Source organism: uncultured Bacteroides sp. (genome assembly GCF_905207245.1).
Classification (GTDB): Bacteria; Bacteroidota; Bacteroidia; order Bacteroidales; family Bacteroidaceae; genus Bacteroides.
The window spans coordinates 1-16695 of record NZ_CAJLKP010000066.1 but is presented as its reverse complement, the minus strand read 5'-3'; the positions used below and the strand labels follow the sequence as shown (position 1 = coordinate 16695).

At 41.7% G+C, this 16695-nt stretch carries 12 protein-coding genes; 5 read left to right on the top strand and 7 right to left on the bottom strand.

Going from position 1 to position 16695, the window contains the following annotated elements; genetic code table 11:
• Positions 1–17: 17 nt before the first annotated feature.
• The 7 genes from QZ135_RS17845 to QZ135_RS17815 form a co-directional block, all read right to left on the bottom strand.
• On the bottom strand, positions 18–2225 hold the full coding sequence (locus QZ135_RS17845; protein WP_294612321.1) for an anaerobic ribonucleoside triphosphate reductase: 2208 nt from the start codon (positions 2223–2225) through the stop codon (positions 18–20).
• A 307-nt stretch (positions 2226–2532) separates the two neighbouring features.
• Positions 2533–3627, bottom strand: a complete 1095-nt coding sequence (locus QZ135_RS17840) for a TlpA disulfide reductase family protein (protein WP_294612318.1) — start codon at positions 3625–3627, stop codon at positions 2533–2535.
• Positions 3628–3747: 120 nt separating this feature from the next.
• Positions 3748–4302, bottom strand: a complete 555-nt coding sequence (locus tag QZ135_RS17835; protein ID WP_294612315.1) for a 30S ribosomal protein S16 — start codon at positions 4300–4302, stop codon at positions 3748–3750.
• 187 nt (positions 4303–4489) lie between these two features.
• Positions 4490–4735, bottom strand: a complete 246-nt coding sequence (locus QZ135_RS17830; RefSeq protein ID WP_007213447.1) for an RNA-binding protein — start codon at positions 4733–4735, stop codon at positions 4490–4492.
• Between the two features lie 230 nt (positions 4736–4965).
• A complete protein-coding gene (locus QZ135_RS17825; RefSeq protein WP_294612312.1) occupies positions 4966–6279 on the bottom strand; it encodes a Na+/H+ antiporter NhaC family protein in 1314 nt (437 codons plus the stop codon).
• Positions 6280–6374: 95 nt separating this feature from the next.
• Positions 6375–7865 (bottom strand): altronate dehydratase family protein, encoded by a 1491-nt coding sequence (locus QZ135_RS17820; RefSeq protein ID WP_294612309.1) that lies wholly within the window; start codon positions 7863–7865, stop codon positions 6375–6377.
• Between the two features lie 170 nt (positions 7866–8035).
• Positions 8036–9094, bottom strand: coding sequence for a LacI family DNA-binding transcriptional regulator (locus QZ135_RS17815; RefSeq protein ID WP_294612306.1), 1059 nt, complete (start codon positions 9092–9094; stop codon positions 8036–8038).
• 247 nt (positions 9095–9341) lie between these two features.
• Between QZ135_RS17815 and QZ135_RS17810 the strand changes: the two genes are divergently transcribed.
• The 5 genes from QZ135_RS17810 to QZ135_RS17790 all read left to right on the top strand — a co-directional run bounded on the left by QZ135_RS17810 (position 9342) and on the right by QZ135_RS17790 (position 16208).
• Positions 9342–10367: a sugar kinase gene (locus QZ135_RS17810; protein ID WP_294612303.1), complete on the top strand. Its 1026-nt coding sequence runs from the start codon at positions 9342–9344 to the stop codon at positions 10365–10367.
• 26 nt (positions 10368–10393) lie between these two features.
• The gene (locus tag QZ135_RS17805; RefSeq protein ID WP_294612301.1) at positions 10394–11062 is read left to right on the top strand and encodes a bifunctional 4-hydroxy-2-oxoglutarate aldolase/2-dehydro-3-deoxy-phosphogluconate aldolase; all 669 of its coding nucleotides are present in this window, start codon (positions 10394–10396) and stop codon (positions 11060–11062) included.
• 327 nt (positions 11063–11389) lie between these two features.
• Positions 11390–13309 (top strand): LruC domain-containing protein, encoded by a 1920-nt coding sequence (locus tag QZ135_RS17800; RefSeq protein ID WP_294612298.1) that lies wholly within the window; start codon positions 11390–11392, stop codon positions 13307–13309.
• A 110-nt stretch (positions 13310–13419) separates the two neighbouring features.
• Positions 13420–14541 (top strand): cytochrome c peroxidase, encoded by a 1122-nt coding sequence (locus tag QZ135_RS17795; RefSeq protein ID WP_294612296.1) that lies wholly within the window; start codon positions 13420–13422, stop codon positions 14539–14541.
• A 494-nt stretch (positions 14542–15035) separates the two neighbouring features.
• On the top strand, positions 15036–16208 hold the full coding sequence (locus QZ135_RS17790) for a glycosyltransferase family 2 protein (protein ID WP_294612374.1): 1173 nt from the start codon (positions 15036–15038) through the stop codon (positions 16206–16208).
• Positions 16209–16695: the final 487 nt, after the last annotated feature.

Here is a 16695-nt window from a genome sequence, read left to right as displayed (position 1 = left end):
TTTTTAATTTTCAATTTTTAATTATGAATGACTCTGTCATTCAGCTCCGAAAGTTTGGCATTGTTCCAACGGTCAGTAGTACCTACCAGATAACCGGTGATGCGCTGCAACTTGTCGATATGTTTACTTCCGCACTTTGGGCAGGTTTCCAGGTCTGGGGTCGAATTTTCGTAACCGCATTCGAGGCAGCGGTTGCGGTTATGGTTTACCGAGCCATATCCGATGTTATATTGGTCCATCATGTCCACTATGCGCATGATGACTTCTGGATTGTGCGTAGCGTCACCATCCATTTCCACATAGAAAATATGTCCACCACGAGTCAGGTCATGATACGGAGCTTCCACTTCCGCTTTGTGGCGGGCGCTGCATTTGTAATATACAGGTATATGGTTGGAGTTTGTATAATAATCCCTGTCTGTAATTCCCGGGAGCACCCCATATCTCTTACGGTCTATCCTTGTGAATTTACCCGATAACCCTTCGGCAGGAGTGGCCAGCACACTGTAGTTATGATGATATTGTTCGGAGAACTGGTTGGCGCGGTCACGCATATACGTCACTATTTTCACACCCAGTTCCTGTGCTTTTTCCGACTCTCCGTGATGTTTTCCGATAAGGGCCACCAGGCATTCTGCCAGTCCGATGAATCCAATTCCCAATGTTCCTTGGTTGATGACGGAGGCAATTGTATCGTTTGGCTTCAGCTTCTCGCAGCCTACCCATAAAGCTGACATCAATAGCGGGAACTGCTTAGCAAATGCAGTCTTCTGGAATTCCATGCGTTCGTGTAGCTGACGTGCAGTTACTTCGAGCATTTCATCCAGTTTTGCAAAGAACTTGGCGATGCGCAGTTCTTCGTCTTCTATTTTCATGCACTCGATGGCGAGACCCACGATATTGATGGTAGAGAACGAAATATTTCCGCGTCCGATAGATGTTTTCGGTCCGAAGCGGTTTTCAAATACACGCGTACGGCATCCCATCGTTGCCACTTCATGCTGATAGCGTTTCGGGTCATCCTCTTTCCATTCTTCACTCTGATTGAAGGTAGCATCCAGATTCAGGAAGTTAGGGAAGAAACGGCGCGCTGTCACCTTGCAGGCAAGTTGGTAGAGGTCGAAGTTCCGGTCTTCGGGCAGATAACTTACGCCACGCTTCTTTTTCCATATTTGGATGGGGAAAATAGGCGTTTCGCCATTGCCCACACCCTGATATGTACTTTTCAGTAATTCACGAATGATACATCGTCCTTCTGCCGAAGTGTCCGTACCGTAATTGATGGAGCTGAACACGACCTGATTTCCACCGCGTGAGTGGATGGTGTTCATGTTGTGGATGAATGCTTCCATGGACTGGTGCACGCGGGCCACAGTCTTATTGACAGCATGTTGCACGATGCGTTTCTCATCAGAAAGTCCATCCAACGGCTGTTGTAGGTAGTCTGTAAGTTCCTTCTGGTAGAGATGTGAATAATCTTTTCCGTTCAGTTCTTCGAGATTCTTAATTTCTTCGATATAGCTGTTGCGCACATAAGGCGCCAGATAAAAGTCGAATGCCGGAATGGCCTGTCCTCCGTGCATCTCGTTCTGTGCAGTTTCCAATGAGATGCACCCCAGAATACTCGCCGTTTCAATGCGTTTGGCGGGGCGTGATTCACCGTGTCCGGCAGAGAAACCATAAGTCAGAATACGATCTAACGGGTGTTGCACGCATGTCAGACTCTTGGTGGGGTAGTAATCTTTATCATGGATGTGCAGATAGTTATTGTTAACAGCATCCAGCACTTCTTCGCTCAGCAGATAGTCATCTACAAACGGCTTCGTTGTTTCACTGGCAAATTTCATCATCATGCCTGCCGGAGTATCGGCATTCATATTGGCATTTTCCCGTGTTACGTCGTTAGACTTGATTTCGATAATCTCCAGAAACATATCACGTGTCTTTGCTTTACGGGCAATGCTGCGCTGATTGCGGTAAGCAATGTATTTCTGTGCCACATCTTTACGGCTACTCTTCATCAGTTCCATTTCTACAGCATCCTGAAGAGCTTCCACCGTCATTTGTGCACTTCCTTTAAAGGATATATGATCTGTGATTTGGCGTATCAGTTGCATGTCTTCACCCTTGTCCGTATGCAGCATTGCTTTGCGGATAGCAGTGACTATTTTCTCTTCGTTAAAGCCGACTACACGTCCGTCTCTTTTGATTACAGTCTGTATCATGGTCTCGTTTATATTATTAGTTATTCCTTTAAAAATTGGGAATGCAAAGGTATAAACTTATCAGCAGGTTTTTGTTTTTGGAAAACTTTTGTGCTTATAAAATATGTTAATCTGTTGATTTATAGTAGTGTTTGATGGTGAAATGGAAAACTTTCTATTTTGATAGTCTTCTATAAGTTGTTCGAAATGGAAAACTCTAAGCTATAAGCATATACAAAAAGCTCCCCTGTCACAGATGCTTGTAACAGGGGAGCTTATACTATAAAAACTTATTCCTCAGTGAGGATTATTTTCTTTCGGGCAAAGATTATTTGATTACCTCGGCCAGTTTTTCCTGCAATTCTTCACCATGCAAACCGCGGGCGATAATTGTTCCTTCACCGTCAATCAATACAGTGTGAGGGATACTGCTTACTGCATACAACTGAGCGCCTTCGCAGTTCCAGTATTTCAGGTCAGACATTTGCGGCCAAGTGATGTTCAGCTTTTCAATAGCTTCTTTCCATGCTTCACCACTTTGGTCCAGAGATACACCTACGATTTCGAAGCCTTTGTTTTTGTATTTAGCATAAGCCTCTACCAGGTTCGGCATTTCACGACGACAGGGACCGCACCAGCTTGCCCAGAAATCAATGAGTACAACTTTGCCTTTACCTACATAGTCAGACAGTTTCACCGGTTGTCCATCAGGAGTTTCCATAGCGAAATCTGTGAATTTCTGACCTACAGCAGTAGCTTTCATCTTTTCCACATTTTCTTTGATTTTGATGATAACTTCATCATTAGCGAATTCAGCCGGGATTTGCGGCACAAGCGGGTCAAGTTCGTCTACTTCGAGATAGTAGTAGTTGTTTTTCAGTAAATGAACGCCCACCAGATTGGTGATGTTCTTAGCGATACCTGCCTTAGTGATTTCCATGGTCTTCTCTTGCAGGTCATTCATTTCTTTCATTTTAGCTTCACGCTGCTCATCGGTCAGGGTAGTGTCCGACATAGACTCATATATAGTCATCATTTGCTTGTTCAGCTCGTTCAACTGAGCTCTGATTTCCTGATAAGCGTCATTGCTTGGAGTACCCGTAGCAGAGTCATTATCGCGTGTCAACTTGATGTTGATATTGCCATTTTCGAGGAAGAAATCCATCAATATACCTTCTTTTCCTGCAGGTCTGTAAGTTACGTAACGATTTGCAGCAGTGTCTTGTGTACCTTTGAAAGTAAATGTTCCATTGGTGATGACAGCAGAATCCATTTTTACAAGATTCCGTCCTTCTACTTTTTGTAAGTATACGGTGTCGCCATCAGCTCCACCTTCTACAGTTCCGGTTACCACGTAACCTTTGTTTCCGCTACAGGCAGCAACTATGGCAGCCACAGCGAGCAGATAGATAAATTTTTTCATTGCTTTTATTTTTAAATAATAGTTGGTTACAAAGATAATCAATAAAAAATCCTCTCCGGCATAACCGGAGAGGATTTTATAGTTTTAATCCCATTTTTTGTAATCGTGCTGTGCTTACTATTATTCAGCAGCAGCTTCAGCTGCGGGAGCTTCTTCGGCAGGAGCCTCTGTTGCTTCTTCAGCAGGAGCTTCGGCAGCAGCTTTTTCTGCTTCTTCAGCAGCTTTCTTTTCAGCCAATGCTTTAGCTTTTTCAGCGTTCACTTTCTTTTCAGCTTCCAGACGTGCTTTTGCTTCAGCTTTCTTAGCTTCTTCGTCTTTCGCTTTCAAAGCAGCCAAACCACTTTGTTTGTTGTTCTTCCAAGCTTCGAATTTAGCTTCTGCTTCTGCTTCGCCAAATGCACCTTTAGCTACACCACCCATAAGGTGTTTCTTCATGTAAACGCCTTCGCGTGACAAAATGTTACGAACAGTGTCAGTCGGTTGTGCACCTTTCATAACCCAGTCAAGTGCGCGGTCGAACTTCAAATCTACTGTGGCAGGATTGGTGTTCGGATTGTACGTACCAATCTTCTCAATAAATTTACCATCACGTGGTGCTCTTACGTCTGCAATAACGATAGAGTAGAAAGCGTAGCTTTTACGTCCATGTCTTTGCAATCTGATTTTTGTTGCCATTTTAAATAATGTTTTTAATAAATGATTTGAATAATGCTACTATCTCGTAATAGCGGCTGCAAAGGTAGGGCTTTTATTTTGATTGACAAAGAGTTCGCTCGCTATTTTCTGTAAATCAACTATAAAAAAAGGATGGATTTCATTAGAAACCCATCCTTTTTTTTAATAACGTATTATCTGAGAATAATTAATTCTTCGGTAATGCTTCTTTTACTACCATCGGACGGCCTCCGTATTCAGCACCGTTCAATGCATTGATGGCGTTAGATGCTTCTGCAGAATCCGGCATTTCGATGAATGCGAATCCTTTAGATCTTCTTGTTTCACGGTCAGTGATGATTCTTACTGAGTCTACTGTTCCGTACTCTTCCATAACTTCTCTCAAATCTGATTCTCTAACCTTGTAATTCAGGTTACCTACATACAAATTCATAAATCTAAATAAAATAAAAAATTAATAATTCAATAAACAAAGTTTTTGGAAGTTGTTAGGTCAGAGATGGAAATACTCAATACAGAGGAGATACATATGTGAAATAATCAAATCAAATAAACTTTCTTATTGTTCGGTTGCAAAGTAACACATTCTATTTCAATAATGCATCATCTTTTCCCATCTTTTTTTGCGATATATTCATTTTTTTGGTAAATATGAACGAATTTTTACGAATATCTCCTCGGATACCTCACCAATATGGCCAAAAGTGCGCATATTCCCATCGTAAACGGATAATACAAACTACCGATAATGCTGATAGGGGAGATGCCTGCCAGTCCGGCTGCAATCAGCAATTGTGCACCGTAGGGGATGATGCCTTGTATCAGGCATGAGAAGGTGTCCAGAATGCTGGCCGTTTTCCGTCGGTCGAGATGGAAACGGATGGCAATGTCCTTGGCTATAGGACCGGTGGTAATGATGGCGATGGTATTGTTTGCCGTACATAAGTTGGCGATGCTGACAAGGGCGGCAATACTTAGTTCCGCACCCCGTTTACCTTTTACGTGGCGTGTCAGGCGGGAGATGATAAAGTCGATACCTCCGTTGTAGCGGATGGTTTCGAGCATACCTCCGGCAAGCAGGGTGATGATGATGAGTTCACCCATCCCTGTGATACCTGTTCCCATGGCCCCGAACCAGTCGAAGAAAGCAGTACTTATATCCGTTCCGCTTGTGGCAATACCTATGATACCTGTGCTGAGGATGCCTAGCAACAGAACCAGCATTACATTGACACCCGCCACAGCCGTGCCCAGCACAATGAGATAGGGGATAACCTTTATCCATTCAATCGCCTGTGTCTGTGCGGGAGCTGATATGGATAACCCCTGGAATATATAGATGCATAGCACGATCAGTGCTGCCGGTACCACAATCATGAAGTTCACCCGGAACTTATCACGCATCACGCAATCCTGTGTTTTGGTAGATGCGATTGTTGTATCCGAAATAAATGAGAGATTATCCCCGAAGAACGAACCGCCTACGACGATGGCGACCATATATGGCAAGTCGATGCCTGTTTTTTCTGCCAGTCCGATGGCTACGGGGGTAAGTGCAACGATTGTCCCCACACTGGTACCTATGGAAAGCGAGATGAAGCAGGCTGCAATGAATATGCCTGCCAGCAACAGGTTATCCGGCAGAATACTCAGCGTCAGATTAACAGTTGCATCAATTGCACCCATCTGTTTGGCGCTTTGCGCAAAAGCTCCGGCAAGGATGAATATCCATATCATTAGTATGATGTTCTTATTGCTGGCTCCTACGGAGAACTGATATACCCGTTTTTCCAGACTCAGCCCGCGTGTCAGCGCAATGGCATAGCAAGATGACAACAGGAATGCCACCGTAATAGGTACTTTGTAGAAATCATTAACAATCAGTGAGGTCACCAGGTAAAGGCATAAGAATACTGCCAATGGGCTCAATGCCCACCATCCGCCTCTTTTCTTATTTACTGTATTTGTAGTTTCCAAGAATTCAAATTTTAAAAACCTTGCAAATAAAAGGACGGAACATCTGAATTGTTCCGCCCTTCCTCACTTTTAATTTTTAATTTTCAATTTTTAATTTATAAAGTTACTCCCGTTTTGAAGATTGCAATTTCCTTGTAGCCTTTCTTTTCGTTGTTTACGAATTCACCGCTTGCCACCCGGATGATGTAATCGATAAACCGTTCGCAGGTCTTTTCCATCGGTTCGTTTTCCACGATGACTCCTGCATTGAAGTCAATCCAACCCGGTTTGTTTTTCGCCAATGTAGAGTTGGTGGAAATCTTCATCGTCGGTACATATGTGCCGAATGGCGTACCGCGTCCTGTTGTGAACAACACCATGTGGCAACCGCAAGAAGCCAGAGCCGTAGCTGCCACCAGGTCATTTCCCGGAGCTGATAATAAATTCAATCCTTTCACCTTTAAGCGCTCGCCATACGGCAATACGCCTTCCACATAACTCTTGCCACATTTCTGCGTGCATCCCAAGGCTTTATCTTCCAAAGTTGATATCCCACCGGCTTTGTTTCCCGGAGATGGATTTTCACCTACCGGTTCGCCATGCGAGAGAAAATATTCCTTGAAATCATTTATCAGTTTCACTGTTTCTTCAAACAGCTCCTTGTTGCGACAGCGATTCATTAGTATCGTTTCTGCACCGAACATTTCCGGAACTTCCGTCAGTACGCTCGTACCACCTTGTGCCACCAGGAAATCAGAGAACATGCCCAGCAACGGATTAGCTGTGATACCGGAGAAACCATCCGAACCACCGCACTTCAAACCGACACGCAGTTCACTCAAGGGGACATCTACACGTTCATCCTTGCTTGCCTTTTCGTATAGTTCGCGCAGCAGATTCATTCCTTCTTCATATTCATCACCTACTTTTTGCGTCACCATAAATTTCACGCGATCCTCATCATATTCTCCCAGAAATTCGCGGAACACATCCGGCTGATTGTTTTCACAGCCCAAGCCCACTACCAGTACTGCACCTGCATTGGGATGCAATACCATGTCACGCAGAATCTTTTTTGTATTCTCGTGGTCGTCGCCCAGTTGTGAGCAACCATAATTATGCGGATATGCCATAATTGCATCCACTCCCTTGCCATTTGTTTCCCGGCGCAGACCTTCGGCAAGCTGGTTGATAATACCGTTCACGCAACCTACCGTCGGGATAATCCAGATTTCGTTACGGATACCTATGTCACCATTCTTGCGGCGATATCCTTTGAAAGTCAAGTCTTTGTGTGGTATATCCAATGAAACACTTGTCGGGTTATACGTATAGTCCAGCAATCCTGCCAGGTTTGTCTGGATATTGTTCTCATTCATCCAGTCGCCCTGCTTCTTTGCCATACGCGCATGACCGATAGGATAACCATATTTTATGACGTTTTCACCTTCTGCAAAATCTTTCAGTGCAAATTTGTGTCCGGCGGGAACCTCCTCGCTCAATGTGATTTCCGTCCCATCCACAGTGAGTTTTTCTCCTGCCGGCAACGTTACGATAGCTACTGCTACATTGTCTGCAGGGTTGATTTTAAGGTACTTTGTTTCCATATTCTTGTTTTTAGTTAGTAATTAATTAGCTACGAGCTACGAGCTACCAGTAACGACTTGCTGCGCTGTACTTGTACGTAAATAATTACTCGTCCGGCTATCATGCCGAAAGGCACTCGTCACTTGTAGCTCGTATCTTGTCACTTAATTTAGTGCTATGCACTAAATTATCATTTATTTGAATAAAACTCAATATTCTCCTTTGTCAGCAGATCAATCGGCATAAAGTTCTCCCTGGGCATCTCTTTCTTGAAAATCAAGTGGTCGCACAGCGCTTTTATGCCGTCAAATCCCTGTAATTCCGGTTGTTGGGCGATGAGGAAAGAAACACTGCCTTGCTTCAGGCAATTCACGTTCCGTTCCAATAAGTCATAGCCCATCAGGTTGAAATCCGTTTTCTTTTGCTTTAGCAAATACTCCCCAACAATGTAGACTTTCGAATTGAAAGTGATTCCGTTCTTCACATTCGGGTGTTTTCTGAAAAACTCGTCTAACATCTGTGCATCATCACTGTCCCGTTTGGCGTGCAGGTTCAATTCCCAGATGCGGCAGTCGGGATGATGCTTCAACATATACTCCCGGAAGCCAATCTCCCGGCGTTCCTGTTGATTAGATCCCACGATTCCCTCGTTTATCTTGCGGAAAATCACAATCTCTTTTTCTTCTCCGGCAAGCAACATCATCATCTTTGCAGCAAAGTATCCGCTTTGATGCGAATTTTGTCCGAAGAAAGAAAGTGCCGGTTGCTCCTTCAAATTTGAGTCTATATATATATAAGGTATAGAACGCTTATTCAGTTCTTCCGTGAACGGCTTCGTATATTGCGGCACAGTGGGAGCAAACATGATTCCGTCCGGTTCCTGTTCCAGAATCCTCTGGGCCACGTCTCCGAACGAATGATAATCGAACGGATCATAATAGGAAAGGTTCACGGAGATGTTAAAGTCCGAATACGTCACCAATGCATCGTGGATACCTGCTTCTACAGCTGTCCAATATTCACCTTCTTCGTGTTGCGGCAACAAGCAGGAGAAGGTATATTTCTTGTTCGATGCCAAGGCACTGGCATACATGTTCGGCTGATAGTCCAACTGTTTCAGGATTTCTTCCACCCGCTTCCGGCTGGCTTCCGACACTCCGCTACGTCCGTGTATCACACGGTCCACTGTCCCCACTGATACATCCGCCATCTTGGCGATATCTTTGATACGTATTCTTTCAGACCCCATATATTTTATAATTAATCGGAACTTGTGTCCGTACACAATAATAATCTTAATATTTTCGACACAAATATATGACAATTTTTGTAATTACGAAAATTGTTGTATCTTTGTGCCCGCACACGAAGCCTATGAAGAACGAACCTATTTTTATTGTACTCTTCATGGAATCAGGTGATTATAGTGGTTTTTACCCCTAAAATGATAAATTGAAAGTTATAAATTAATCACATATAAAAAAATAAATAAGATTATGGGAAAGAAAGTCGTTACATTAGGTGAGATCATGTTGAGACTGTCCACTCCGGGAAATACTCGTTTTGTTCAGTCTGATTCTTTTGACGTAGTATATGGTGGTGGTGAAGCAAACGTTGCCGTCAGCTGTGCCAACTACGGACATGAAGCTTACTTTGTGACTAAATTGCCGAAACACGAAATTGGTCAATCTGCTGTGAATGCACTGCGCAAATATGGCGTAAAAACAGATTTTATTGCCCGTGGTGGTGATCGTGTAGGCATCTACTATCTTGAAACCGGTGCTTCCATGCGTCCCAGCAAGGTGATTTACGACCGTGCACATTCTGCTATTGCTGAAGCTGATGCCGCAGATTTTGACTTCGACGCAATCATGGAAGGTGCCGACTGGTTCCATTGGTCGGGTATAACTCCTGCCATCTCCGACAAAGCTGCCGAACTTACTAAATTGGCTTGTGAAGCTGCCAAACGTCATGGCGTTACGGTTTCTGTCGATCTCAACTTCCGTAAGAAACTCTGGACAAAAGAGAAAGCACAATCTATCATGAACCCCCTGATGCAATACGTTGATGTTTGTATCGGTAACGAAGAAGACGCTGAGCTTTGTTTGGGTTTCAAACCCGACTCGGATGTAGAAGGCGGAAAGACCGATGCTGAAGGTTACAAAGGCATCTTCAAAGCAATGGCTAAAGAATTCAATTTCAAATATGTTATCTCTACTTTACGCGAATCATTCTCTGCAAGCCACAATGGTTGGAAAGCAATGATTTACAATGGTGAAGAATTCTACGAATCAAAACGTTATGATATCAATCCGATTATCGACCGCGTTGGTGGTGGCGACTCTTTCTCCGGCGGTATTATCCACGGTTTGCTGACGAAGCCTAACCAAGGTGCAGCTCTTGAATTTGCTGTAGCTGCTTCCGCATTGAAGCACACTATCAACGGCGATTTCAACCTGGTATCTGTAGAAGAGGTGGAAGCATTGGCAGGTGGCGATGCAAGCGGACGTGTTCAGCGTTAATTATTAAATATTAATTATTAAAGACAATGGCAAAATTCGATAAGATAGCTGTGTTGAACAAGATTGGTTCAACCGGTATGGTTCCTGTATTCTATCATAAAGATGCAGAAGTTGCAAAGAAAGTGGTGAAAGCTTGTTATGAAGGTGGTGTTCGTGCATTCGAATTTACCAATCGTGGCGACTTTGCGCATGAGGTATTTGCTGAAGTAGTGAAATTCGCGGCAAAAGAGTGTCCGGAGATGGCGATGGGTGTAGGTTCTATTGTTGATCCTGCAACGGCTGCCCTCTACCTGCAATTAGGCGCGAATTTCGTAGTAGGCCCGTTGTTTAACCCCGAAATCGCTAAGATTTGTAACCGCCGTCTGGTTGCCTACACTCCGGGGTGCGGAAGCGTTTCAGAAGTAGGCTTTGCACAGGAAGCAGGTTGCGACCTTTGTAAGATTTTCCCAGGCGACGTTCTCGGTGCAAAACTCGTAAAAGGCTTGTTGGCTCCGATGCCTTGGTCTAAGCTGATGGTGACCGGTGGGGTAGAGCCTACTCAGGAAAACCTGACTGCATGGATCAAAGCAGGTGTATTCTGCGTGGGTATGGGTTCCAAACTCTTCCCGGGTGATAAAGTTGCTGCCGAAGATTGGACTTACGTTACTGAAAAATGTAAAGAAGCGCTGGCTTATATTGCAGAAGCCAGAAAATAATATATTTCATTTTGTTTAAAGGTGTTTAAAGGGGACAACCATTGGAGTTGGCAGGTCAATGTCACTCCAGTGGTTTGTTTTTTTATATATTGCACTGTTTTTTTGCTGATTCATTATTGTGAAACTATTAGTTTTTAATGTTCTTATCTGGGAAATTTTCATTTAACCTTCCTCTTTTCTGATAACTTGTATATTTTGTTCTTATACTATCTTTAATTACTTGTATATGTTATTATTTTATTTGAAATAAACTTGTAGATATTGCAATTTCTGATTATATTTGCAACCGATTCAACTTTGTAGTATTACAAAATTAAAATAAAAGATATGAAACAGCGAAAAATGAAACAGCTTGTATTTGTTTCTCTCGTTTCTGCACTGACACTGGGTAGTTGCGCAGATAAAGATGTATATCAGGGGGAGCGTAAAAATGAGCCTTTGAAGCCGACGGAGGTTTTTGATTTCAACCTGATGCAACAAGTGAAAGTGAGTGTAGACTATGGGTTTACGAATGATTATTATATCATTTTCGACCTATATAGTCAGAATCCTATGAAAGAAGAAAATGATTCATGGATAAAAGATGAATCGCTGTCTCCTGTCTATTCGGCTTCCACTGATAAGAAAGGAAAGTATTCAGGTACAATTCAAATTCCTTCTGATATTACGGAAGTATGGCTTTACTCTGATTATTTAGGTGCTGTTTCACCGGTCAAGTTGTCTATTTCTAATGGTGAGATAAGCTATAATCAGAAAGCATATATCGCTTCGTTGCAAGCTAAGACAAGAGGTGCAACGGCTGGTGGTTACAAGTATCTGGATGATTGGACCATTATGCCGGGAATAGATTGGGATGTGTATGGTATGCCCAATAATATGGAAGCTGACCTGAGTGTGCCACCGGCTGCCACCTTATATAGTATCAAAGAGATTTATGCTAAAAAAGGTGGAAAGACGATAAAGGATTTTTATCCGGAGTGGTTTGAGGGTAATATTACATCTGAGATTAAAATCATTAAAGAAACCGAATTGAGCCTTGTTTTCATTTCAAGTAGTGCCAGTTGGCATAATGTTGTAGGTTATTTCTCTTATCCTACAGGTTCGGTTCCAACTCCGGATAATGTTCAGAAAGTGATAGCATTCCCTAATGCTTCACCTATCTCTAAAACATCCGGTGGCGAGCGTGCGGGTTCATTACTGTGTGGTAATGAAGTGAAACTTAAGTATTGGAATTCGGATAAGAAACAGTTTGAAGATAAATTCCCTGCCGGAGTCACGATTGGATGGTGTCTGGAAGGAAACGGATTTAGTAAAGGTGACATTGTAAAGCGCTCCTATGGTGGAACCCGTTATTCATACAGCTCGATGAACTCTGATAATTCACAACGTGTAGTGGCGTTGCGTGATTCGGAAACAGATCAGCTTGTAGCTATCGGTTTTGAAGATAATACTGATTTTGATTATTGTGATGCTACGTTTTATCTGAAGATTGCAGAATCGGGTGCTATTGATCCGGATGGGCCGGAGCTACCTCCGGTAGATCCTCCCAGCAATGTTACTACTACATATAAAGGAACTTTAGCTTTCGAAGACCAATGGCCAGCACAAAAAGACTATGACATGAATGATGTTATGGTGATCTATCAATCGACTCTTTACCGGAATGTCCTAAGTAATAAAGTCTATAAGATTGTAGACGAGTTTACTCCCCTTCATAGTGGAGGTACATACATTTGTGGCTTTGGATATCAGCTTCATAATCTTGAACCGGACAGAGTAAGAAGCATTGACGTTTCAGGTCCTGACGGTTGGAAAATAGAGACGGATCAATCACATCCTACTATTATCTTGTTTGATAATATAAAGAGTGTTTTGAATAAGAAGTTTACCGTTACCATTGAATTGGCGGATGTGGAATTGAATCAGGTAACGTCTCCTTACAATCCTTTCATATTTGTAAATGGTAGAAACAGAGAAGTGCATCTGGTGAATTATGCGCCTACGGATAAAGCTGATAAATCACTCTTTAATACGAGTGATGATATGTCGAATGTTGACGCAGGGATTTATTATATTACCCGCTATGGAGAAGAAGTCGATATCATGCCATTTGCTATAAATCTTCCTATTCTCGATTTTAGCATTCCTACGGAAGGGGTGAAGATATATGATACCTATCCTGATTTTATTGATTGGGTAAAATCAAAAGGAACCTCGAATAAAGACTGGTATAAGAATAAGAAGTAAATAACAACTTTCTTAAGTAAAAAGAGTTTTATCTATGTTTTGTCATAGATGAAACTCTTTTTTTTATACTTTTGTTTGGTCAATATCAATCAACCGAAAAATACTATTTTATGAAATTGCAAACACTATTTTCTGTTTTATTCTATGGCGGATTTGCTTGCGGGCTACTATCATCCTGTACCGGTAATTCTCATTCATTGCGTGCCCGTAAAGAGGCCTTAGGTAAACAGATTTTTCAAGACACCCAACTTTCCGAACCTCCCGGACAATCCTGTGCCACTTGCCACACTGCCGCTAATGGATTTGCCGATCGTGACTTCCGTATCGTTTCCGAAGGTGCAGTTCCCGGGCTCTATTCCCAGCGTAATGCCATGACCATCTGTTACTCCATGTACGTTCCTTCCCTCTACTTTGATGAAGATGAAGAAACTTATGTAGGCGGACTCTTTTGGGACGGTCGTTCTCCTTCTTTGCAGAATCAGGCTGGCGAACCTTTTCTTAATCCTGTGGAGATGGGTAATCCTGATACTTGTGCCGTCGTTATGAAAATCCGCCGTGCTCCTTATTATTCTGAATTGGTTCGTATTTATGGTGAAACCTCCAATGCGGATTCCCTTTATGCCTACATCACGGACGCACTTGCCGCTTATCAGCAATCTGACGAAGTGAATTCCTTTTCTTCTAAATACGATGCCTGGAAAAAGGGAGAATATACTTTTACCGATTCCGAACTTCGGGGCATGAATCTGTTTAAGGATAAAGGAATGTGTGCTGAATGTCACGTCCTGGATAAGGATGAACGTGCCGGACGAGTACTCTTCACCGATCATACATATGATAATCTGGGTGTGCCGCGTAATCCGGAGAATCCCCATTTGCGTGTTCCTGCCGATTATTTCCTTTTGACTTCGGATAGCATCGACCTTGGGTTGGGGACTATTGTAAGCAAAGAAGAAGAGAATGGTAAGTTTCGTGTACCCACTTTGCGCAATATAGCTTTGACGGCCCCCTATGGACATAACGGTTATTTCAAAACCCTCAGGGAGATTGTCCACTTCTATAACGTGCGTGATGTCAGTGATGAATTTCCGGTTGCCGAATATCCTGCTACAGTCAATCGTGATGAGTTGGGCAACTTGGGGCTGACCCCGGAAGAAGAAGCTGATCTCGTAGCGTTCATGGAAACGCTGACGGATGGCTTCAAACTCGTTCTAAAGCAGCAGAAACCGTAAACAAAGCTGGATAAATCGAAAAATATGTTATAAAACATGCTATTTCCTGTGCAACTGTTTGCGCACACGGAAAATCTTCTTACCTTTGTATCGCAGTTGAGAAACTGCTCATGATTTTGACTTTTAAATAAATTAGTTTTGTAGTTTTCAATAAAGGAATTAGTTAGGTAAAAAGATTAGTTAATAGTTTTTTCATAGGCTAAAATTTGGATTAAGAAAATTAGGTAATTAGGTATAAAAGGTAAAAGATTGAGTTTTTATAGGTAATAGAAGTTTTTTCAGGTAAGAAGAAGATTGATTTTTAGGTAACAAATGAGATGTAGTTAAAAGAAAAGCCTTTATGGCTTTTCTTACAGAGGCGAGAGGTTCGTGAGAGCTTGCTCGTTTTTTTATATTCCAAAATTAAAAACAGGACATTTTCTTTTTTTAAGAAATGATGATTATTCCAGCCATTCTTTGTATATTTGTGGCATCATCTACATAATAAATTAATTTTGGAACAGGTACTGCTTATATTCGATTGGATCTTATACATTTTGTTTGCAATAAACGTATTGTACTTATTAGTTTATAGTTTGGCATCTCTCCGGCATAAGTCTGACAAGGCAGTACTCGCAAAAGAGTGTAAACGGTTTGCTTTATTAATAGCAGCATATAGAGAAGATGCTGTTATTATGGATACGGTGCAAGCTTGTCTGGCACAGAATTATCCAAGTGATAAATACGATGTAATAGTAATTTCCGATCATATGCAACCTGCGACAAATCAGAAACTGGCTGCATTACCTGTTAAGTTACTTCAGGTTGATTTTGAAAAAAGTACAAATACAAAGTCTTTAAAGGCAGCTCTTGAGTACTTAGGGCAGGATTCTTATGATGTTGCTTTGATTATTGATGCAGATAATATAATTAATTCTTCTTATCTTTCTGAAGTGAATAATGCATTTGCAGATCCAAAAGTGAAGGTTGTCCAAACACATCGCGTGGCTAAGAATCTGAATACCAATATGGCCTATCTGGATGCCATCAGTGAGGAAATCAATAACTCTATATTCCGTTTGGGACATGTCAATTTAGGAATGTCGGCTGCTCTGATAGGTTCCGGCATGGCTTTTGAATATTCTTTGTTTTATAAAGCTATGATGAGTAACACTTCAGTTGGAGGGTTTGATAGAGTTTTGGAAATGAAGCTACTTTATCATCGCATTTTTTTTCATTATTTGCCCGATACCTATGTATTGGACGAGAAAATACAAAAAACTAAGAATTTCTATCAGCAAAGGCGGCGCTGGTTGTCTGCCCAATATTATAGTTTGGGTGAATTTGTGAATCACCTGTTTCCGGCTATTCGTGATCGAAAATGGGATTTCTGTGATAAGCTCTTTCAACAAGCCTCGTTTTCGCGGGTGTTATTGTTGGGATTCACCTTTATCTTTTCAGTCTGCCTCTCTATATGGTTTCCAGCATTAGCTTATAAATGGTGGGTGATATTGGGGATGCTGTTGTTAGCATTGGCTGTTGCTATTCCTCGTCGTTTCTGGAAGTGGCGTTTGGTAAAGGCTATCTGTTTTGTACCTTATTCATTTCTGTTGATGTTTATCAATTTGTTCCGTTTGAAAGAGGCGAATAAAAAGTTTATTCATACGGCACATGGGATAGAAGAATAATAAAAAAGGTACAGACTCTTCTCAGCGCTGAGTTAGAATTTCGATGCTTAAAACTCTTCTAGCTAACTTATTATTAATGTCCTAATATACATCACAAATGTTACTATCTTCCTGTGAAGATAAAAACTGTCCTCAATACAAATTTCAATTGAATTTGCATTGTATCACATGTGGAGATTGACTTTTTTCTATTGAATATATGGACTTGATATATCACCGTAAAAATGGTTTGTACTTCTTCTGAAAAATGAATTGTGAAGATGTTATGATTGTTGATATAAAATAAATTGTAAAATTTTACTTTTTTCTTTTCTGACTTAATGATTTTTTCTCAGAACATACTTTTCAAATTATTTTTTTTTATGCTTCTAAAAATTTAAGGTAATTAATCTTATCGGTATATTTCGGGTTCTATCAGGACTCTGTGGATGCACTAAGAGGAATATTCAACCGGTTAACCTTAATAATGGATGGAGAACCGGCTATA